This is a genomic window from Ruegeria sp. HKCCD7303, assembly GCF_013111185.1.
GTDB lineage: Bacteria > Pseudomonadota > Alphaproteobacteria > Rhodobacterales > Rhodobacteraceae > Ruegeria.
In genome coordinates this window covers 411423-433611 of sequence record NZ_WVRE01000001.1, presented here as the reverse complement: position 1 = coordinate 433611, position 22189 = coordinate 411423, and the positions used below count along the sequence as shown (strand labels likewise).

17 protein-coding genes are annotated in these 22189 nt (G+C 56.1%); 11 read left to right on the top strand and 6 right to left on the bottom strand.

Annotated elements, in window-relative coordinates; translation table 11 throughout:
* Positions 1–66: 66 nt before the first annotated feature.
* On the top strand, positions 67–1431 hold the full coding sequence (locus GS630_RS01815) for a formimidoylglutamate deiminase (RefSeq protein WP_171621107.1): 1365 nt from the start codon (positions 67–69) through the stop codon (positions 1429–1431).
* 71 nt (positions 1432–1502) lie between these two features.
* Positions 1503–2213, top strand: coding sequence for a GntR family transcriptional regulator (locus tag GS630_RS01810; RefSeq protein WP_171621032.1), 711 nt, complete (start codon positions 1503–1505; stop codon positions 2211–2213).
* Here GS630_RS01810 and phnY read toward each other — a convergent pair.
* Together phnY and GS630_RS01800 are read right to left on the bottom strand one after the other, a co-directional pair.
* Positions 2207–3655 (bottom strand): phosphonoacetaldehyde dehydrogenase, encoded by a 1449-nt coding sequence (gene phnY, locus GS630_RS01805; protein WP_171621031.1) that lies wholly within the window; start codon positions 3653–3655, stop codon positions 2207–2209. The two genes, GS630_RS01810 and phnY, sit on opposite strands and share 7 nt — an antisense overlap.
* Before the next feature lie 125 nt (positions 3656–3780).
* Positions 3781–4755, bottom strand: a complete 975-nt coding sequence (locus tag GS630_RS01800; protein WP_171621030.1) for a LysR family transcriptional regulator — start codon at positions 4753–4755, stop codon at positions 3781–3783.
* A gap of 361 nt (positions 4756–5116) precedes the next feature.
* Here GS630_RS01800 and GS630_RS01795 point away from each other — a divergent pair, with 361 nt between their 5' ends.
* From GS630_RS01795 to GS630_RS01785, 3 genes are all read left to right on the top strand, one after another.
* Positions 5117–8317: an S-layer family protein gene (locus tag GS630_RS01795; RefSeq protein ID WP_171621029.1), complete on the top strand. Its 3201-nt coding sequence runs from the start codon at positions 5117–5119 to the stop codon at positions 8315–8317.
* Between the two features lie 63 nt (positions 8318–8380).
* Positions 8381–10141 (top strand): type I secretion system permease/ATPase, encoded by a 1761-nt coding sequence (locus tag GS630_RS01790; RefSeq protein ID WP_171621028.1) that lies wholly within the window; start codon positions 8381–8383, stop codon positions 10139–10141.
* Positions 10138–11508, top strand: coding sequence for an HlyD family type I secretion periplasmic adaptor subunit (locus GS630_RS01785; RefSeq protein ID WP_171621027.1), 1371 nt, complete (start codon positions 10138–10140; stop codon positions 11506–11508). Before GS630_RS01790 ends, GS630_RS01785 begins: the two co-directional genes overlap by 4 nt.
* 92 nt (positions 11509–11600) lie before the next feature.
* On the opposite strand, the gene GS630_RS01780 is transcribed toward GS630_RS01785, so the two are convergent.
* Positions 11601–12233 carry a TetR/AcrR family transcriptional regulator gene (locus GS630_RS01780; RefSeq protein WP_171176892.1) on the bottom strand — a complete coding sequence of 211 codons (633 nt, stop codon included), beginning with the start codon at positions 12231–12233 and terminating at the stop codon, positions 11601–11603.
* Between the two features lie 147 nt (positions 12234–12380).
* Between GS630_RS01780 and GS630_RS01775 the strand changes: the two genes are divergently transcribed.
* The 5 genes from GS630_RS01775 to mtnA all read left to right on the top strand — a co-directional run bounded on the left by GS630_RS01775 (position 12381) and on the right by mtnA (position 17377).
* Positions 12381–13310, top strand: a complete 930-nt coding sequence (locus GS630_RS01775) for an AEC family transporter (RefSeq protein ID WP_171621026.1) — start codon at positions 12381–12383, stop codon at positions 13308–13310.
* Between the two features lie 103 nt (positions 13311–13413).
* A complete protein-coding gene (gene fghA, locus GS630_RS01770; RefSeq protein ID WP_171711845.1) occupies positions 13414–14247 on the top strand; it encodes an S-formylglutathione hydrolase in 834 nt (277 codons plus the stop codon).
* A gap of 3 nt (positions 14248–14250) precedes the next feature.
* A complete protein-coding gene (gene sthA / locus GS630_RS01765) occupies positions 14251–15708 on the top strand; it encodes a Si-specific NAD(P)(+) transhydrogenase (RefSeq protein WP_171621024.1) in 1458 nt (485 codons plus the stop codon).
* Positions 15705–16160 carry a YaiI/YqxD family protein gene (locus tag GS630_RS01760; RefSeq protein ID WP_171621023.1) on the top strand — a complete coding sequence of 152 codons (456 nt, stop codon included), beginning with the start codon at positions 15705–15707 and terminating at the stop codon, positions 16158–16160. Before sthA ends, GS630_RS01760 begins: the two co-directional genes overlap by 4 nt.
* 122 nt (positions 16161–16282) lie before the next feature.
* The gene (gene mtnA / locus GS630_RS01755) at positions 16283–17377 is read left to right on the top strand and encodes an S-methyl-5-thioribose-1-phosphate isomerase (protein ID WP_171621022.1); all 1095 of its coding nucleotides are present in this window, start codon (positions 16283–16285) and stop codon (positions 17375–17377) included.
* A gap of 78 nt (positions 17378–17455) precedes the next feature.
* On the opposite strand, the gene GS630_RS01750 is transcribed toward mtnA, so the two are convergent.
* Positions 17456–18691, bottom strand: a complete 1236-nt coding sequence (locus GS630_RS01750; RefSeq protein ID WP_171176880.1) for an MFS transporter — start codon at positions 18689–18691, stop codon at positions 17456–17458.
* Between the two features lie 149 nt (positions 18692–18840).
* Between GS630_RS01750 and zapE the strand changes: the two genes are divergently transcribed.
* Positions 18841–19899, top strand: coding sequence for a cell division protein ZapE (zapE, locus tag GS630_RS01745; RefSeq protein WP_171711843.1), 1059 nt, complete (start codon positions 18841–18843; stop codon positions 19897–19899).
* Between the two features lie 59 nt (positions 19900–19958).
* Here zapE and GS630_RS01740 read toward each other — a convergent pair whose 3' ends face one another.
* Both GS630_RS01740 and accD read right to left on the bottom strand, forming a co-directional pair.
* Complete coding sequence (locus GS630_RS01740) at positions 19959–21233, bottom strand: folylpolyglutamate synthase/dihydrofolate synthase family protein (RefSeq protein ID WP_171711841.1); 1275 nt, start codon at positions 21231–21233, stop codon at positions 19959–19961.
* Positions 21230–22159, bottom strand: coding sequence for an acetyl-CoA carboxylase, carboxyltransferase subunit beta (gene accD, locus GS630_RS01735; protein ID WP_171235192.1), 930 nt, complete (start codon positions 22157–22159; stop codon positions 21230–21232). Before accD ends, GS630_RS01740 begins: the two co-directional genes overlap by 4 nt.
* Between the last annotated feature and the right edge of the window lie 30 nt (positions 22160–22189).

Below are 22189 nucleotides of genomic sequence, written 5' to 3'. Positions count from 1 at the left end.
CTTGCAGTTCTCTCTTTTCTCGTACATTTCTATATGCAATATGTCTATCCATAAAATGAGGTGAAAATCGTGGCGATCTTTGCAAAACGTGCTCTGTTGAGCGGGGGGTGGGCAAGCAATACGCGGGTCGAGGTTGAAGACGGTAGAATCGTATCGCTTCAACCGGCGACAGCAGGCCGACCAGGGGATGTGTGCGTGGACACTTTGTTGCCTGCACTTGCCAATTTGCACAGCCATGCATTTCAGCGCGCCATGGCTGGGATGACCGAATACCGCCTTGCGGGTCGAGACAGTTTCTGGACGTGGCGCGATCTGATGTATCGATTCACTAAACATCTGACACCGGATCAGGTTCAGGCAATCGCCGCCTTGGTTTATATGGAGATGCAGGAAGCTGGATATGCCTCAGTCGGTGAATTCCACTATCTGCATCATCAACCAGACGGCAAACCTTATGATCGACTGACCGAGTTATCCGACCGGATCATGGAGGCCGCATTCGAGACCGGCATTGGCCTAACGCATCTGCCTGTGCTGTATTCTTACGCCGGGGTTGGCGAAAAGCCGTTGGAGCCGGGTCAAACCCGGTTCGGCAATGATGTGGATCGCTTTTGCAAACTGGTGGATCAGACGCGGGACGCACTTGCCGGTCTGCCCGACGACTGCCGCGTCGGCATCGCGCCTCATTCTTTGCGCGCCACCTCTCCGGCTGATCTGGTTCGCGTTTTGGCCGCGCGACGTGACGGTCCGTGCCACATTCACATCGCCGAACAGCCCAAGGAAGTGTCCGAAGTCCAGGCCGGATTGGGCGCGCGCCCGGTCGAGTGGCTTCTGGACAATGTGCAGGTCGATGACAGTTGGTGCCTGATCCATGCCACCCATATGATCGACCAGGAAACCCTTGATATGGCGGCAACCGGGGCTGTTGCGGGGCTGTGTCCTGTGACTGAAGCCAATCTGGGGGACGGACCGTTCAATGGAGCTGTTTTTCTGAGCGCGGGTGGCACGTTTGGCGTGGGATCAGACTCAAATGTGTTGATTTCCCTGACAGAAGAGTTGCGCACGTTGGAGTATTCCCAGCGTCTGCGCGATCTGTCGCGCAATGTCATGGTTGCCGGCGAAGGGTCGGTCGGGCAGACACTCTATTGTGGCGCGGCCATGGGTGGCGCGAAAGCTTTGGGCCGCGACTCGGGCGAAGTCGCCGTTGGCAAGCTGGCCGATCTGGTGGCCATCGACAGCCAAAACCCAGCGCTTTGCGCTTTGACATCAGAGCAGTTGCTTGATGGGTTGGTGTTTGCGGCAAAAGATCAGGTCGTCACTGACGTTTGGTCGGCGGGTCGCCACCGGGTGAGCGAGGGTCGCCATTTCGCACGGGATCAGATCGTGTCGAACTACCGTCAGGCGATGACGGATCTTCTTGCCAAGCTGTAGCCTCTGTCGTGAACCTTTACCTGAAGACGAAAATGATCTCATAGTTGAATTATGAATATACTTAATGGAAAATGCGCAGCGTGACTGAGCAAAAAAACATCGGCTTTCAGGACATTCGCGATGAGGTCATCAACCGTATTCAAACACGCGTCTGGCCACAGGGTAGCCTGTTGCCGACTGAGTTGGAATTGGCGGCGGAATTTGGCGTTGCGCGGGCAACCGTTAACCGGGCGCTGCGCGAATTGGCGGAACAGGGCATCGTAACCCGCAAGCGCAAGGGCGGCACGCGCGTCGTAACCACGCCCGTAAAACAAGCCAAGCTGCCGATCACTGTGGTACGGCAAACCATCGAAGAAATGAACGCCAAGTACCGCTATGCCCTGGTCAGTCGAACCATGGTTGATTGTCCCGCGTGGCTTCAGGCAAAATTGAACATTCCAGAAGGCGCACAGGTCGTGCATCTGCAATGTATGCACCACGCCGACAATCGACCATTTCAGTTCGAAGAGCGCTGGATCAACATCAGCGCTGTACCTCAGGTCGTGAACGAAGACTTTCTGACCACCGGACCAAATGAGTGGCTGTTGTCAGAAGTGCCATTTTCGAACGCCGAGATCGCCTTTTCCGCCGTTCCCGCCACGGCACCCTTGCAGGAATTTCTTGCCGTCCCTCCTGGTACACCCTTGTTTCAGTTGGAGCGCACAACATGGTTTCGCAACGATCCTGTGACTTTCGTACGTATGACGTTTCATCAGGGGTACCAGATGCGCACAACCTACTGAGGCCAGGGCAGCGAATAGGTTTTGACGTTGGTGAAGAACTTCATCGCTTCGATAACGCCTTCTTTTACTCCATTGCCGCTGTCCTTGATCCCTCCGAAGGGTGACATTTCGATCCGATAGCCGGGTTGCTCCCAAATGTTGCAGGTGCCCACATCCAGACCATTGATGTATGCGATGGCCCGGTTCAGATCATTGGTGCAGACACCTGACGACAAGCCAAAAGCGGTGCTGTTTGATATCCGCAAAACCGCAGCGTCATCATCGGGCACGCGGACAATCGGAATGACCGGGCCAAAGGTCTCTTCCATGACCAATTCACTGTCATGAGGGACTCTGTCGATGACAATCGGCGGCAGTAACGCGCCCTGCCGACCCGGATGGTAAAGGATTTCTGCCCCTTGCTCTGCCGCTTTCATCACACGGTTCTCAAACAGCTCTGCCGCGTCAGCATGAATGACACAACCCAACTCGGTTTCGGGGTTCTGAGGGTCACCAAACCGGATGGCCTTGGCCTTTTCCAGGACCAAAGGAACAAAACGATCCGCCACACTGTGTTGCACCAGAATGCGTTTAATGGCGGTGCATCGCTGACCTGAATTCCCCGTGGCCCCCGCAACTGCGATCGTTGCTGCGCGCTCTAGATCAGCGTCGCCCAGATCATTCAGCACAATCAGCGGGTCATTCCCGCCCAACTCAAGCGCCTGTCGCCTGTAGCCTGCCTTTGAGGCGATCAGCTTGCCCACAGGGACGCCACCGGTAAAGGTGATGATGTCGATATTTTCATTGGTGATCATTTCGTCGCCAATATCCTGTGGCCAACCAGTGACGACCTGGAACATCTCGGGCGGCAGGCCCGCCTCGTATAGAATGTCGGCCAGTGTCAGTGCTGTCAGAGGCGTCAGCTCGGTCGGCTTGCAAACCATACAATTATTGGTCGCAATTGACGGTGCGATTTTGTGACTGACCATGTTCAGCGGATGATTGAACGGAGTAATCGCGCTGATCGCCTTGACGGGCTCACGCTTCGTAAAGATTTTACGAGCCTTCCCACTATGAGTCAGATCGCAAGAAAACACCTCTCCATCATCTTTGAGAGCTTCGGCGGCGGCGAACTGAAACACGTCTTGTGCGCGTTTGGTTTCATAGTTCGAGTGCTGAAGGCAAATCCCCAACTCAAGCGTCAGCCACTTGGCCAGATAATCGCGCCTTTCTCCGATCAACTCGCCGGCACGCCGCAGGATTTGACTGCGCTCGTACCTCGTCAAACTAGGGGTGTAGTTCGCTGCGATTTCAAAAGCGTGCCGCACGTGCTGGGCAGTTCCAGCCGGAACCGTGCCAATCACGGCATTCGTATAAGGGTAGTGAACCGGAACAGTGTTTTCCGTGAATACGACCTGCCCCCCGATGCGCATTCCGTCGTGGCGGATTTCAGATTTGGTCATGCTCCGATCCCTTGCCCCAAGAGCCACAACTAAAACATGTGTGGCTTTCGACACGCCAACCGATAGAACCGCACTTTGGCTTACGTCAATAGGCTGAGTGGGCAGCCCGGTACATTTTAAAAACGTCAGGCTTTCTCAGGCACCGTGACGGAGGGCTTGGTTTTACCTTCAGTTAGGCCATCCGACTGATAAGTCGGGATCACACCCACAGGTGGATTTTCCCGAATATAGGCTCCGATGCGTGCGAGCATTTGTTTTCTTGGGCAATTGGGGCGCGTGGCGGCGCCAAGATCGCGCAGGTGCCCCGGTGCTTCAAAGGGTATAAAGTGCAACGGCCAGTTGTCCCGCTTGAACTGTTCTGCCGCCAATGCCGAAACAATTGTGCAGTCGTCTGAATGGCAAATGTGACGACAGATCGTTTCAAACCGCAACGCTGTCAGATCAAAACGCTTGCTGATCCGGGTTGTCCCGTCCTGTTTTGGCAAATGATCTTCAAGATCGTAGCCAAAACTGTGCGGCAGCCGGATAAAATCATGCGGCGGTACCTCATCGGGGGCAATGGAGGTAAGCGTTGACAGCGGATGCCCTTGGCGCAAAGCCAAGAACAATGGCTCGGACCAGATTGAAGTGAAGTCTAAATTGGCGCTGTTGTTGACCTTGGCGACCAGCGCCATATCCAATGTGTGATCTTCGACCATATGAAGCATGTTCTGGGGCAGATCTTCGATCAGCGTAACGCGCATCCTTGGAAACAGCGTGCTGAAAAGCTCTGAAAAGTAACCCGTCAGATATGGTGCCAGCGTCGGCGTCATGCCTATTGTCAGCGGAACCGCCTCGGGGTCGCGAAATTCGATCGCTGTATCGCGGATTTTCTGGGCGTCTTTCAGAATACGCTGCGCAATCTCGACAATGCGTTCGCCGCACAGCGTTGGGCGCACCTCGTTGTTCAGACGTAGGAACAAGTCAGCGCCCAGCTCCTGTTCCAGCTTTTTGATCTGGTTCGACATTGCCGGCTGAGACACGTTGCACGCGGCCGCCGCCTGACTGAACTGGCCGTGTTTGGCGATGGCAAGGACATATTCCAAATCTCTGAGGTTCAAAGGGTATCCCGTCCTGAAGCAAATTTCGCGATTTAATCAGCTATCAAGATACGATTTGGCGACAGATTCCAGAAGGCTGCAGGGGCCTATCGGTTCTGATTGGCGCTCACATCCGATGACAAATCTGTCAGAATTCGAAATTGAATAGCCTTCCAGCTGGCGCTGGATTTGGCGCAATCCCTTTGTTTGCTGTGAAACTGCCTGCGCCTACCTCACGAAACCCGTGAGTATTCGCGACGGTTATACACCCGATTTGAACCATGAATTTCAGATGTCGCGCGGGGCGGCCTAGTCCTTTGTTGCGTCGGTGGCCCGGCAGATGGGTCGCCAGCACGAACGCAACTTAATGACGGAGTGATCCATGTTGTCCCAATTTGCAGATAGCCTGCGCGCCCGTCTCTTGACCACGTCGACCCTGGCACAAGAGACATCCCGCGATGGCCAAACCCTCATCAACAACTTCTTTCAATCCACAGTCGTCGACGACACACCTGCCTTTGTTCTGGCCAATGATTTTTCACGCCTGCTGAACTTTGGTGAGACCGTCACTAACAACGCTGTTGCCGCCGTTCAGGCTCAAGGGCAGGACGTGGATGTCTTTAACTTCCGCTCAGGCCGGATCGAAGCGAACAATGGTCCCGACGCATTGGCCACTGGTGTCCAAGTCACCGGAAGCGCTGCGGTTCGCAATTTCGGCGAAATCGCGGGTGAGTTTAACGGCGTGCAGTTTGCTGGTGCCGAAAGCTCGGGCAGCCTGGACAACTTCCGTGGCGGCGTCATATCTTCCGACAGCCGTGCTGTCGACATTCAAGGTCAGGGCATCGATGTGCGCAACTTTGGCGACATCGTCGGCACTGGCGACCAGCGCAATGGTACCATCTACACCAACTCGACGGCCGAGGACGTCTCGATCTCGAACTTCACCGGCGGTACGATTGATGCAGGCGAAGGCAACCAGGGCGCAGGTGTTTCCCTGCAGATCGGTGATGAAACCGGTGACCGCGTGGAAACCGACGTGTTCAACGCCTTTGGTGCGACCATTCAGGGCCGCGGTCAGGCGGCTGCCAACACCCCGCTGGCGGGCGACGGTGTCCGGATCGACGACGGCGCTGAAGGCACCATCCTGGAAACTGAGATCATAAACAGCGGCCTGATCTCGACCGAAAGCAATCAGGGCACAGCTGCCGGAATCCGCATCGCAGATGGCGCAAATGCCGAAGGTGAGATCTTGAACACCTCAACCGGTGTGATCGAAGGCCCTCGCAACGGCCTTTACATTGGCAATGGTGAACATGATCTGGACGTGCTGAACTTTGGCACCATCCAATCCGGCAGTCGCGCGGTTAACATCGACGGATCTGGCGTCGACCTGATCAACGGCGGTGATGTTCTTGGTACCGGTGACCAGCGCAACGGAACGATCTACGCCGACGACACAGCGCGTGATTATTCGATCAACAATCTGGCAACAGGCACGATTGACGCGGGGGAGCACAACAACGGCGCGGGCATCTCGCTATCGCTGGCCGAAGAAGGCAATGGTGACATTGAAATCGAGAACGCAGGCGTCATCGCCGGTCGTGGTAACGCGGGTGCGGCGCTGGGTACGGCGGGCGACGGCATTCGTCTGGAAGGTGTGCGTCAGGAGGGTGGCTTTGCGCCTGCCTCGTTCACAGGGAACATCATCAACAGTGGTAGCGTCACATCTGAAGGCGCAAATGGCACTGTTGGCGCATTCCGAGCTGTGAACAATGTTAATTTCCAGGGCCAGTTGATCAATGAAGAAACTGGTGTGTTCGCAGGCGGTCAGAACGGCGTCTACTTTGGAACCGGTGACCATTCCGGCGGATCGTTCGTTAACCGTGGCCTTGTCACGTCAGACAGTCGCGCGCTGAACATCGATGGCGTTGGGCTTGAGGTGCTCAACGAAGGCGAAATCCTTGGCACCGGAAACCAGCGCAATGGCACTGTTTATGCGGATGGCACAGCCGATAACTATGCGTTCACAAACACCGGCTTGGTGGATGCGGGCGAAGGCAACAATGGTTCTGCCGTATCTCTGCAAACCGGTGACGTGTCGGGCAACGTTGTCTCGGCGGTTGTTGTGAACGAAGGTACGCTGCAAGGTCGTGGCGACGCGGTTGAAGGCAACCAGGTCGGGGACGGTCTGCGCCTGTTCACCAGCCAGGATGACGCCTCTTTTGCGGGTGTTGTGGTCAACGAAGGTCTGATTGCCGGGTCCGAAGACTCGGATGCTGCCGCTGGTATCCGCGTCGATGGCGGTCTGAACCTGCTGGGTGCAATCCTAAACGAGGGCGAGATCCTTGGCACGGTCAATGCCATCGACGCTTCAGATGCAGGCACTGTTACAATCGTCAACGACGACGCAGGTGTGATCAACGGCAATGTTCTGCTGAGCGCTGGCGACGATATCTTTGTCGATCTGGGCACCACCAATGGCAACATCGACGGTGGCGCTGGCGATGATGTTCTGATCGCCGGCGATGCAGACAACGTTCTGACCGGTGGTCTGGGCAATGACTTCATCGACGGTGGCGACGGCAACGACACTGCGGACTTGTCGGAGCTGGATGTTGCGGTCGAAGTTCGTCTGGACGCCAACGGCAATGGCACGGCCACACGTGACACCGGGTTCAACGTGTCTATTGAGAATGCAGTCGTTGCTGCGCCGGATCAGTTCGGATCAAACATCACCGATGGTGCGGCTTTTGTCGAACAGGCGGCTCAGGGCAACCTGTACTATAACATCCATACCGCGGACTTCCCCGGTGGTGAAATCCGTGGCCAATTGCTGGTCGACAGCGACTTGACGGAACACGGTATTCGCACAGTGACCCTCAGTGGTGGTTTGGATGCAGCGCAGGAACCTGGGCCAACTTCGGACAGCGAAGCCACAGGTGACGCAACTGTTGTGATCACTCAGAACCTGGCCACCGGCGAAGTCACGTATTCAAGTGAACTGAGCGTTGTGGGGCTGAACGAAGCTGACCTGAACACTCCGATCCCTGGCGTCGTGTCGGCCATCCATCTGCACAATGCACCTGCTGGTCAGAACGGACCGGTCGTGCAGGATACGCTGGTGGATGCAGGGGCCACGCTGGACGTGAATGCTGAAGGTGGCACCGGTGTCATTGGGCAGGACGTCATCGAAAACCAGATTGAAACCGACATCCTGCGCTCCATTGAAAACGTTATTGGGTCCGATGATGGCGACGTGATCATCGGCAGCGATCAGACCAATGTGCTGAACGGTGCGGACGGTGATGACCTGCTGAATGGTGAAGGCGGTGACGACGTCCTGATCGGTGGTGAAGGCGCGGATACGTTCCAGTTTGGCACGAACTTCGGAAATGACACCATCGAGGATTTTGAAATTGGTCGGGATCAGCTGCAATTCGGTGATTTCGGATCCGATTTTGGCAACCAAGTCAACGTGGCCCAAGACGGTGACGATGCGGTGATCAGCTTCGGAAACGAAGGTTCGGTCCGTCTGGCCGGCATCAACTCAGCTGACCTGAGCGAAGACGATTTCGTCGCTTAAGCAAGCAATAGGCGGGGCGGCTTGAGGTCGCCCCGTTTTTCCAAACCGGAAAGGATCAACACGATGTTGCAGAAAACCAATCCCGTCAAAGCCGCTTGGGGGTCGCTGCGCAAAGGATTTGTTGCGGTCGCCTTCTTTAGCCTGTTTCTGAACCTGCTGATGCTGGCCGGACCAATCTATATGCTCCAAGTCTATGACCGCGTGCTGACCAGCCAGAATGCTGACACGTTGATCGCCCTGTCGTTGCTGTTGGCGGGCGTCTTCGCGGTGATCGCCTGCCTTGATCTGATCCGGATGCGTATTCTGGGCAGGCTTGCGGCCCGGTTCGAAATGAATGTTGGCGCCCCCGTTCTTGGGGCCGCCATGAAACGCCGGGTACAGGGTGAAGCCGCTGCGGGCGACAATCTCGTTGAAGACGTGAACGGGTTTCGCGAGTTCATCTCGGGTACAACCCTGACCGCCTTTTTCGATGCCCCTTGGATACCGATTTACCTGTTGGTTTTGTATGTTCTGCATCCCCTTCTCGGGCTGCTCGGATTGGCCGGAGCCCTGACGCTGACCGCGATGGCCCTGATTAACAATGCCCGTGCACATCAACCGATGCAGCAGGCCGCAGAGGCCCGTGGGCGCTCGGACGCGTTGTTTCGAACCGGGGACAACAATGCCGAACTGGTCCATGCTCTGGGCATGAAGTCCGATCTGGTTCGGCGCTGGACGGCCCTTCAGGTTGATGCGCATCGCCAGAAGGCCCGTGTTGCTGACCGGATTGCTAGTTTTTCGGTCATGTCCAAGACACTGCGCATGGGGCTGCAATCTGCGGCGCTTGGCCTTGGCGCGGCACTGGCCATCACGGGTGAAACCACGGCTGGTGTCATGATTGCGGCCACGATCGTACTGGCCCGTGCACTGGCCCCAATCGATCAGTTGATTGGGCAATGGCGCACTTTTCTGGCGGCACGCGGCTCATATACAAAGATTACCAAACTGACCGAAGAATTCGCAGAAAAACCCGCCAATCTGCACCTGCCCCGTGCGTTCAAATCTTTGGATGTGAAAATCGCACAGGCGGCCCCGCCACGTGCAGTTAATGCCACACTTCGCGGCATTGATTTCAACCTGTCAGCGGGTGATGTGTTGGCGATTATCGGCCCCAGTGGATCCGGCAAAACAACGCTGGGTAAGATGTTGGCCGGGATTTGGCACCCGCAGCGCGGTGAGGTTTTGCTTGACAGCAGCCCAATGTCGAAATGGAACCAAGAAGATCTGGGCAAGCAGATCGGATATCTGCCGCAGGACGTAGAACTGTTTGACGGCACCATCCGCGAAAACATCGGTCGCTTTGCAATGTTCATCGACGACGCTGAGGTGCTGCGCGCTGCTCGCGAGGCCGGATTGCATGAGCTGATCAGCGGCTTGCCTGATGGGTATGAAACGCGCATTGGCAAAGGGTTTTTCTTGTCTGGCGGACAGCGACAGCGTCTTGCTCTGGCCCGGGCGCTTTATGGTGAACCGTTTGTGTTGGTGCTGGATGAGCCGAACTCGGATCTGGATGCCGATGGCGAAAAAGCGTTGCGCGACGCCATTCTTGCAGCTCAGGCCAGGGGCTCAATCAGTATCGTGATGACCCACCGCCCGGCCACCTTGCAGGCCGCCAACAAGGTCATGGTACTTCGCAACGGATCCCAAACCCAATTCGGCGACAAGGGCGACGTATTGAAGGTCAAAACTCAAAACGTACTTAAATCGTCCGCGCAACGCGCTGCATCTGGCAAGCCCGCCCTTCGCCTTTCAGAAAACACCCGCATTAAAGGAGCCGCCCAATGACCCGGATCGTTCCCTATACTTCGAACAACACCGCGCCCGATCTTCATGATGCGCAAGTTGTTGACATGTCTGAAGCTACAACCGGTATTCGACTATATGTTCTGGTTGGTCTCTTCACGCTGGTGGCCTTTGTCGGCGGAAGCATCTACTGGGCGTTCGCATCCAAACTTGACGGTGCTGTTGTGGCCCCTGCATCCTTCGTCGTTGAAGGAGACCGCAAAACCGTCGAGCATCTGGATGGTGGGATCATACGGTCCATTCTGGTCACCGATGGCGCGTTTGTTGAACAGGGACAACCGCTGATCCGCTTGGACAGCACCGAAATCGACGTTGATCTGAACGTCCTGGGCAGCCAAATCGGCGAACTTTCTGTACGCCGCGCCAGGCTGATCGCGCAGATGAAAGGGCAGACACGGTTTGACGAATCCCAAGCGTTTCAGCGCTTTGAACAAGGTATGAGCCGCGTGCACTGGGCCTCTGCTTTTCTGACGCAAAAGCAACTGTTTGATGCCGAATACCGCGCTCGCGCGACCGAGGCGGAAATCAACGCGCAACGTATTTCGGCGCTTCGCGATCAAATCGATGGCCTCAACGAGCAACGGATCAGCACGCAGAACCAGATGGCCATCACGCAGACAGAGCTGGAAGGCTTGCGGACCCTTTTGGACAAGGGCTTGGTTGCGGTCACACGGGTTAGTGCGCGGCAGATCGAGGTTGAACGGCTTTCGGGCGCCGATGCTTCGCTTCGGACACAGATTGCCCAGGCGGAAAACCAGGTCAGCGAGTTGAAATTGACAATGATCAGTCGGCAAAAGCTGAGGGATGAAGTCCTTGCAGGTGAGTTGGCCGTTGTCGATGCACAGCTTGACCTCTTGCGTCCGCAATTTGCCGGTGTTGTGGAGCGCCGCAAGCGGATCGAGATCCTAGCACCAACCAGCGGTCGGGTTGTAAACCTTGCTGCGTCAACCACGGGCGGGGTGATAAGGCCCGGTGAACACATCATGGAAATCGTGCCCGCCGATCAAGAGTTGATTGTCGAAGCACGTGTGAAACCAGGCGATATCGACAAGCTGAAGGTCGGACAAGCCACGCGTATTCGTATGTCTGCCTTCGCCCAGGCCGACGTTCCCGAAGCGCAGGGCGCCATTTTTGATATCTCGGCCGACGCGTTGGAAGATGAACGGACCGGCGAAGCCTACTACAAAGCGCGGGTCAAACTGGACGATCAGCAATCTGACGAGGTTGCGGCACTGGACCTGGTGCCCGGAATGCCTGCAGACCTTTTTGTAACCACTGGTGAGCGCGCAGTAATTGCCTTTTTGGCGCAGCCCATAAGTGATCGCTTGGCGCGAACATTTATCGAGTAAAGGATTTCAAAAGGCTTTTGGAATTAAGCTTATCTGTATCGAGTGTTTTGGTGAGTGAACGATGGTCGACGTCCTGTTCAGGGCGTTGGCCATCACTTTTTCGACGGTCCGCACCCGTAGTTAGCCATAAACATGTCCACAGCCTGCGTCGCAATTTCATCGATTTCGTCTTGGCGAAAGCAGTTTTGAATACCAAATGCAGCGCGCGACCAGATGCGCACCTTGCACAATTCCGAGAATTGTTCCGCTGCAATCTGCACATCCTCGATACACAGCTCTCCCTTGGACACCGCTTTTTCGAGGTACGCTGCCATTTGTCTTTGACCGTTCTGCGGTCCGGCCTCGTAAAAGGCACGGCCCAGTTCGGGGAACCGATCCCGCTCGGCAACACAAATCCGAAACACTTGCTGTGCGAATTCGGATACAAGAAAGGCCGTAAGCTGCGTGGCGGCGATCTGCAGGACTTCACGCGCAGGTTTGGTCTCATCAATCATTGAAAGAATGCGCTCAGACATCAGTCGACATTCGTTTTGCGCCACTTCCATGAACAAAAGGCGCTTGTCCGGAAAATAGCTGTACAGAGTTGCTTTCGACACACCGGCAGCGCGGGCAATGTCGTCTACACTTGCGCCTTCAAACCCGTCCGCCATGAAAACCTCTCGGGCCCCGCGCAAAACCTGATCAAACTTACGGCCTGTGCGCAGGATGGTGGCGGTCTGGGTCATGTCATCTCCGGGATTGAACGTTGTACCAGTTTATAAACCGCTCGGTTCAGATACAACGATTTTCGGACTCCGTCTTAGTCGAACCTTCCGCTCGCTCTGCGAGGCCACCGACTTGCAGCGAAGACAAACCATGCTAGGAGTCGATCCATGGTCGATGTCTTTCTGCGCACCCTACCCTTTTTTGCGATAATCGGCCTGGGATACTGGGCGGGGCGCACGCGGTTTTTCACTGCCGAGGCCACCGCCTATCTGACCAAATTCGTCTTCTTCTTTGCTCTGTCAGCTATGCTGTTTCGCTTTGCGGCCACTTTGCCTTTTGCCGAAATCTTCAATGCGCGCCTCGTCGTTGGGTATTTGATCGGCACAATAGCAGTGTATGCTCTGGCGACCTGTGTCGCATGGATGCGCGGGCTGGATGTTCCAACGGCAGCCGTCGAGGCACAATGCGCAGCTATCGGCAATGTTGGCTTTTTGGGGCTGCCCATGCTGGCGCTTTTGTTCAGCGAGGCTGCGATCGGACCGGTAATGGTGGTCCTGACAGTGGACCTGGTTGTTTTTTCGTCCCTCATCGTGATCCTGATTAACGGAGGCCGCGATGGCAAGTTGACCCCCGCAACCTTAAAACTGATTGGGCTTGGGTTACTCAAAAACCCGATGATTGTGTCCATCTCGGCGGGATTGCTCTGGTCATCGATGGAAATCCCGGTCCCTGTACCTTTGTATGATTTTCTAACCATTCTTGGCGGTGCTGCTACCCCGGGTGCGTTGTTTGCCATCGGAGCGTCACTAGCCGACAAATCTGCTGAACGTGTCGAAATCGCCGTTTGGTTGAGCTTTTGTAAACTGGTGATTCACCCAGCCTGTGTTGCGGTTGCACTGATCTGGCTGGTGCCGATTGATACCTTTTCGGCCACGGTTGCAATCGCGGCCGCCGCTTTGCCGGTAGCAGGTAATGTTTACATGTTGGCGGCACATTACGGGGTAGCCCCACACAGGGCTTCGGCCGCCATTCTTCTTTCGACGGTTGCCAGCATCCTGACCGTGCCGCTGGTCATCACCTGGCTGAGCGGTCTTTGACCTTCAGCATTTCGAAAAATACTCTTGCCGAAGGTGGTCGGACTTTACGCGGCGTCTTTGGATCGTTAGCCATGTCGCGACTCGAATGTAAGGACTATGCCTGATGGAAACCCTCTCGGAAAACGCCTGTTTTGGCGGAGTGCAGCGCGTATACCGCCATGCCTCTTCGGCTTGCCAATGCGACATGACCTTTGGCCTTTTTCTTCCCGCCGAGGCAAAGGACGGACCGGTTCCGATCTTGTGGTACCTTTCCGGGCTGACCTGCACGCATGAAAACGCGATGACCAAAGCCGGTGCGCAGGCTTGGGCGGCAGAACAAGGGATCGCCGTTGTATTCCCCGATACCTCGCCGCGTGGCGAGGGGGTCGCTGATCATGAAGACTATGATCTGGGACAGGGCGCAGGGTTTTATGTAAACGCGACGCAAGATCCCTGGGCCCCACATTTCCAGATGTGGGATTACATCGCCGAAGAACTGCCCGCCTTGCTGGTTGAGAACTTTGCAATCGACAGCGAACGCCAGGCCATCACCGGGCATTCCATGGGCGGTCACGGAGCCCTGACTTTGGCGATGAATCTGCCCGGACGGTTCCGCTCGGTTTCCGCCTTTGCACCGATTTCGAACCCTACGGGTGCAGATTGGGGCCGCAAACAGTTAAGCGCCTATCTGGGCAGTGATGAAACCCAGTGGGCCAAGCATGATGCATCTTTACTGATGAAGGAAAAAGGGTTCGACGGCCCGATCCTGATCGATACCGGTGCCAATGACCAGTTCATGGATCTGCTGCGCCCCGAAGCGCTGGCCCAAGCCATCGCCGAGCGCCGTCAGCAGGCAACCTATCGCTTCCAGCCCGGTTATGACCATTCGTACTTCTTCGTTTCCACATTTATGGAAGACCACATCACATTCCATGCGGAAGCGCTGTACGGAGACTGAGGCATGAGCGAATATGACTATGACCTGATTATCATCGGGTCCGGCCCTTCGGGGCGGTCAGCAGCCATTCAAGCCGGTAAACTGAAGCGTCGCGTTCTTGTGATCGACCGCAAGGATCGCTTCGGCGGTGTTTCGGTTCATACCGGCACCATCCCGTCCAAGACCCTGCGTGAAACGGTTCTGAACCTCTCGGGCTGGCGTGAACGCAGCTTTTACGGCCGTTCCTATCGGGTCAAAGACCAGATTCGCGCCGAAGATCTTAAGGCCCGCCTGCATATGACGCTCGATCATGAGGTCGATGTGTTGGAACACCAGTTCAACCGCAACCATGTCGATACGCTGGATGGCCTGGCCAAGTTCGTTGGACCTCATGAGGTCGAAGTTGCGACCGACGCTGGCGAGACTACGCGGGTGACGGCTGCCAAGTTCCTGATCGCAACTGGCACCAAAACCTATCGCCCGGAATATGTGCCTTTCAACGGCAAGACCGTGGTCGATGGTGACGAATTTCTGGAAATGGCGGAAATTCCACGATCCTTGGTCGTCATTGGTGCGGGCGTCATTGGGGTCGAATACGCCACGATGTTTTCGGCCCTGGACGTAAGGGTGACATTGATCGAACCGCGCGACACGTTTCTGGATTTCATCGACAGCCGTTTGATCCATGAATTCACGCATCAGATCCGAGAAAATGGCGTTGACCTGCGATTGGGTTCGGCTGTTGAAAAGATCGAAGATGCCGGTGAACATGTGGAAGTGACTTTGGATAACGGCCGCCATGTTCGGGCAGAAATGCTTTTGTTTGCTGCCGGACGCATGGGCGCGACATCAAAACTCAATCTCGATGCCGTTGGGCTGGAAACAGATCACCGCAACCGGATCAAGGTGGATCGTAAGACATACCAGACAGCAGTGCCGCATATCTATGCGACCGGCGACGTGATCGGGCACCCATCTCTGGCCTCGACGTCTCTGCAACAAGGGCGCGTGGCCGCCTGTCACGCACTTGAAACACCCACACTGCCGGAAAGCCCGTGGTATCCCTACGGCATCTACTCGGTTCCCGAGATTTCAACCTGCGGCATGTCCGAAGAAGAACTGCAGGAACGCGGTATACCCTATGAGGTCGGCGTCGCCCGGTTCCGCGAAACATCGCGCGGGCATATCATGGGGTTGGAGCACGGGATGCTGAAAATGCTGTTCTCGCTCAAAACCCGCCGGGTCTTGGGTGTGCAGATTGTTGGCGAAGGCGCGACCGAACTGATTCACATTGCTCAGGCCGTGTTGAACCTTAAGGGTACCGTGGATTATTTCGTTCAGAACACGTTCAACTATCCAACCCTGGCCGAAGCATACAAGATTGCAGGTCTGGATGCGTTCAATCGGATGCCTATTCCTGAAGAATTCAAAGTGCGTAAAAAACCAGCTGAACCCGCCAAGAAAGAGGCTAAGAAGGCGTGACCACGCTTTTTGTTGACGGCGACGCCTGCCCTGTGAAGGCCGAAGCTGAACGGGTGGCAACACGGCACAAAGTGCCCGTGGCGCTGGTGTCCAATGGGGGGCTTCGCCCATCGGCCAATCCGCTTGTGCAGGTTGTCATCGTCTCAGAAGGCGCTGATGAGGCCGACAAGTGGATCGCCGAGCGGTGTGGTAAAGGGGATGTGGTTGTTACGTCCGACATCCCTCTGGCTGCCAAATGCGTTGAAGCAGGCGCACGCGTCTTGCGCCCCAACGGCGAGACCTTCACCGCAGCCAATATTGGTCAACAACTCGCGATGCGCGACTTGATGGCGGACCTGCGCGCCGCCAACCCACTTGGAGCGGGTGGTGGTGGACGACCCTTCGGCAAAGCAGATCGGTCGCGGTTTCTGGATGCATTGGAACGGGAAATACGCGCAGTTACGCGTGGCTGACTATAACAGAAGCCGATCCAAAATACTGATACGAAATCAGAAACGACCGTTTACAAGGCCCTCGCAAGAACGCACCCTGTGTTTGAATTCTGATCAGACCATTCGAACACGGAGACTGCATTATGCAAGTACAGGGCACTCACTACAGATCGATTTGGTGGGACAAGTCACAGGGCGAGGTTCGGATTATCGATCAACGCTGGTTGCCGCATGATTTCCGGGTCGTAACCTTGAAAACGTTGGATGAGTTTGCAGCTGCAATTCGGGATATGTGGGTCAGGGGCGCACCTTTGATTGGCGCGACAGCCGCTTTTGGCATAGCTGAACAGATGTCCCGTGATAGCTCCGAAGCGTCGTTTGATGCGGCATATGATGTTTTGCACGCAACGCGGCCCACCGCAATCAACCTGCGTTGGGCTTTGGACCGATGCCGAGAGGCCCTGATGCCGCTGGCTGCGTCCGATCGTGCCGAACGCGCATGGGTCTTGGCGCAGGAAATCGCTGACGAAGACGTCGAAATCAACGCCGCGATTGGTCGCCACGGGCTGGAGTTGATCAAAGAGATTGCCGCACGCAAACCCGCGGGCGAACCGGTGCGGCTGTTGACCCATTGCAACGCGGGGTGGCTGGCGACGGTGGATTGGGGCACGGCCACGAGCCCGATGTATCATGCGCATAACGAGGGCATCCCCCTGCATGTTTGGGTGGATGAAACCCGGCCCCGCAATCAAGGTGCGCTGACCTCATGGGAACTGGGCGAGCACGGCATCCCCCATCGCTACATTGTGGACAATGCCGGAGGGCACCTGATGCAGCATGGGTTGGTTGACATGGTTATCACTGGCACCGACCGCACCACGGCACAGGGTGACGTCTGCAATAAGATAGGCACCTACCTCAAGGCGTTGGCAGCGCATGACAACAATATTCCATTTTATGTTGCCCTGCCTTCTCCGACAATAGATTGGACCGTGCGCGATGGCGTAGCTGAAATTCCAATCGAAGAACGCGATACACGCGAAGTGACTCATGTCCTCGGTGTTGATGAGCACTCCGCGATTTCGGATGTGCGCGTGACCCCAGTTGGAACGGAGGGGGGCAATCCGGCCTTTGACGTCACCCCAAACCGGCTTGTCACCGGGCTGATTACCGAACGTGGTGTTTGCGAAGCCTCAGCCGCTGGATTGGCTGGCTTATTCCCAGACAGGGCTGGTTAGCACATAGGTCTGGCATCGCGTTGAAAAATTGGGTCGCACCAGGTGCTTGCCGTTTTTGGTTTGTTGATTAGGAAGATTTTAGGCCGGAAGGGCAGAACGATTTTCGCGGATGGGCAGATGCACGATTGCGCTGAATGCTCCGATCGCGACGCCGATCCACCAAACCATGCTGTAATCGCCGAATTGATCATACAAGCGACCACCCAACCACACACCCAGAAAGCTGCCAAGCTGGTGGCTGAAGAAGATGATGCCATAAAGCGTTCCCATGTACCGCAAGCCGTAAAGATGCGCCACAAGACCCGACGTGAGTGGCACAGTGGCCAACCAAAGCGATCCCATCACCAGCGAGAATACGATGACTGATAGAGGAGTGATCGGGAACAGGATAAACAAAGCCGCTGCCAATGTGCGCCCCGTGTAGACCCCAGCCAAAAGGTATTTCTTGGGGAAGTGGTTCCCTGCCCATCCCGCCAGCAATGTACCACCGATATTGGCCAGACCGATCAGCGAAATCGACACGGCCCCAAGCGCTGACGTCGAGGTGATACCGACGGAATGCAAAACACCACCGGGCTGAATCGGGCCACACATTTCGGTCACAAATGCCGGGAAATGGGCGGTGATGAATCCCAACTGATACCCGCAGCTAAAGAACCCCATAAAAATCAAAGCATAAGAAGGATCGCGGAACGCCTTGCCCAAAATCTCGCTCATGCTTTCTTGCAGTTCCGTCTTGCTGGCACTTTGCGGCGCGCGCATGAATGGCAGAGCAAGCACAAGCGCCAGGATCGCGACCGCAAACACGATAAAAACCTGCTGCCAAGGCAGGAAGGTCAGCAGCCACTCGGCGGTGGGGGCACCCAGCACCTGCCCGAAACTTCCTGCGGCTGTGACGATAGCAAGCGACATCGAGCGGTTTTCGTCTGAAGACGCGCGACCGACCACAGCAAGAACCACACCAAACCCAGTACCTGCGATGCCGAAGCCTACCAACCACGCATACATCTGATGCTCAAATGGAGTGACGGACCATGCAGAAAGCACCATACCGGCAGCATAGGTCAAAGCACCCAGAATGATCGCCTTGCGGTCGCCAATCTTCTCGGCAATTGCACCAAAGATGGGCTGTCCGATGCCCCACGCCAGGTTTTGAATTGCAATCGCCATTGAAAAGTCAGTGCGCAGCCAACCGAACTCATCCGCGATTGGAATCTGGAACACGCCGAACGATGCACGCACGGCAAAACTGACCGTGATGATAATACATCCGACGATCAGGATCGGATTCAGCAAGCGGGCGGATTGTGGCATTGATATCTCGGGCGTTTCGTCCAAAGGACCGTATCGCTTTTGCGGGCGACGTCAATTCAGCAGATTTGCAGTCACGGATAAGCAAATTTGATGTGCCAAAAAAAATGGTTTCTTTTCAACGGGCGGTCGGGCGGGTAAGGCTCGGAATTATGACGGATCTAATATCGCTATACGAGGCCCGCGTCGCGGATGGAACCCTGACCCGCGACGACGCACAAGAGGCCGTTCTTCCGCAATTCGAACGTGTCCGTGCCGCGCTGTCAGAGCCAGTTAAACGCGGTTTTTTCCGCAAAGTGCCTCCACCCCCAAAAGGATTGTATCTTTGGGGAGGAGTCGGGCGAGGAAAATCGATGCTGATGGATATGTTTGTCGAAACGCTCGGCGACATACCGGCGCGACGTGTCCATTTTCACGCTTTCATGCAGGAAATCCACGCTGGGATGCATAAGGCTCGGAAAGAGAACGTCGAAGATGCACTGGCTCCGGTGGCGAAGGACGTGGTCAAATCCGTCCGGCTGCTGGCTTTTGATGAGATGCAGATCACGGACATCACCGATGCGATGATTGTTGGACGTCTGTTCGATCTGTTGAATGAGGGTGGCGTGGTGGTTGTGACGACCTCGAACCGGCATCCAGATGATCTGTACAAGGATGGGCTGAACAGGCAGCTGTTTCTGCCGTTCATTGCGCATATCAAGGAACAGCTACGGGTTTGGGAACTGGTTTCGCCCACCGACTACCGCCAAAACCGGCTGGAAGGTGCGCCGGTCTATTTTTCGCCAATCGGCCCAGAAGCCCGGCAGAACATACGAGAGGTTTGGAAGGATCTTGCAGGCGGCCCCGCCGAACCGCTTGTTTTGCAAGTCAATAGCCGCGCGGTTGAGCTGCCTGCCTTTCGCAACGGGGTCGCGCGGGCATCATTCTACGACCTGTGTGGACGGATGTTGGGGCCTGCTGATTACCTGGCAATTGCCGATGCTGTGAAGGTGCTGGTGCTGGAAGACATCCCACGCTTGTCGCGCAACAACTTTAACGAAGCCAAGCGGTTCGTAACCCTTATCGATTCCCTATATGAGGCCAGGGTCCGCTTGATCTGTTCCGCCGCAGCTGAGCCCGAAATGCTTTATGTGGAAGGCGAAGGGACCTTTGAGTTTGAACGCACAGCCTCACGCCTAAGGGAGATGCAGGACAAAGACTGGGGTGCCTAGGGGGCGCTGCGCGCGCCTCCCCAAAGTATTTCGAGCCAGGTGAAGGGCGCGGGGCGTGCCTAGCCGTTTTCGCGCAGGATATTGCCCGCAAGGTAAAGCGAGCCGCAGATCAACACACGGGCTTGGGGGTCGTCGGCTGTGATCGCCGCCAACGCTTCCGATACATTGTTTGCCGTAGACGCAGGCAAGTCGACTTTGGTCGCTGCAGCTGCAGTTTCTTCTGCACTGAGTGTCGCGGCTTCACCCGGAATTGAAACGGCGGTTAGGCTTGTGGCCTGCCCGGCCAAAGGTGAGAGATACCCGGTTACATCTTTTGTGTTGAGCATACCGCAGATCATGTGCGTCGGTTTCTGCGGTAGTTTGGCCAGTACATCAGCCAGAGCAATTCCTGCTGCCGCGTTGTGACCGCCATCCAGCCAAAGCTCGGCCTGTGGTGCCTGTTCGATCAACGGGCCGGTTTTCAGGCGCTGCATACGGGCGGGCCATTCGGCTTTGGTCACGGCAGCCTCATAGGCGTCATCGCCCATGTCCAGATGGCGCAAAACGGCCACGGCCGCACCCGCGTTCTGAATTTGGTGCGCACCCAGCAGGTTGGGCAGTGGAAGATCCCGCAAACCGGTTTCGTCCTGATAGATCAAGCGTCCGTTTTCTTCATGCACATTCCAGTGTTGCCCATGAACCAACAACGGAGCACCCAGTCGAGCGGCTGTATATTCTATGACCTCAAGGGCTTCGTCCTGTTGGGGCCCAACGATGCAGGGCACGCCGGGTTTGATGATCCCGGCCTTTTCAGCTGCGATCTCGCCAAATGTGTTGCCCAAAAACTGCTCATGATCGATCGATACCGGCGTAATCACTGTTACTACAGGATTATCGATTACGTTAGTGGCGTCCAGTCGTCCGCCCAGACCAACCTCAAGAAGAGTATAGTCTGCTTTTGTACGGGCAAAGGCCAACAGAGCCGCGCAGGTGGTGATTTCGAAATAGGTGATGTCTTCACCTTTGTTGGCGGCATAGCACTCGTCCAAAACCGCCGTCAGATCGGATTCCGAGATCAATTCTCCAGCCAGCCGGATGCGTTCGTGAAACCGCGCCAAATGGGGCGAGGTATAGGCATGTGCCGAGTGCCCTGCCCCCTCAAGCCCCGCGCGGATCATGGCTTGGGTCGAGCCTTTGCCATTGGTTCCGGCAATATGGACAACCGGGGGCAGCTTGAGCTGTGGATGATCCAGCGCAGCCAGCAAACGCCAAACGCGGTCCAAGGTCAGATCAATGATCTTGGGATGTAGCGCCATCATCCGATCAAGAATTGCGTCAGATGTTTGTGCGGTCATTTCTGGCTGGTCTCTTCGGCCGGTGCCTCAGCTGCTTCTTCCGGTTCTGGTGCGGGCAGTTCGCCAACAATTGCCGGAGGCTGGTTCGTAAGCATCCGGGTAATGGTAATCAGCTCATCACGCATTTCGGTACGCTTGGTGACTCGGTCCAGCATACCGTGATCCAGCAGATATTCGGCGCGCTGGAACCCTTCAGGCAGCTTTTCCCGAATCGTTTGTTCAATCACACGGGGGCCGGCAAAGCAGATCAACGCGTTGGGTTCCGAGATATGCACATCGCCCAGCATCGCGTAAGAAGCAGTTACACCCCCAGTAGTGGGATGGGTCAGAACGACGATATAGGGCAGGTTCGCTTCTTTCAGCATCTCAACCGCAACAGTGGTACGCGGCATTTGCATCAGGCTTAGGATACCTTCCTGCATCCGGGCTCCACCGGCGGCCGAAAACAGGATCAGCGGGCGTTTGAGCTTTACCGCCTCTTGGGCGGCAGCGATGATCGCGTTGCCCACATACATGCCCATCGAGCCGCCCATGAAAGAGAAATCCTGCGCGGCAGCAACAATCGGAGTGCGTCCAATTTCGCCCACGGCCACCAGCATAGCCTCTTTTTCACCGGTCTTTTTCTGCGCCGCTTTCATGCGGTCCGGGTATTTTTTCTGATCACGGAATTGTAGTGGGTCGTCCTTGGGGGCCGGGACCTCAACTTCTGTGAAAACGCCGCCGTCGAACAGGTGCTTGAACCGGTCACGCGGGGTAATTGCCATGTGGTGGCCGCACTGGGTGCAGACATTCTGGTTCTCGGCCAGTTCGCGGTGGAACAGCATCGTTCCGCACTCGTCGCACTTATGCCAGAGGTTTTCGGGAACCTCGCGGCGCGAAAAGATCGAGTTGATCCGGGGGCGGACGTAGTTTGTGATCCAGTTCATGTGGGAACCTTGGCTTTTGCGGTGTTGTCG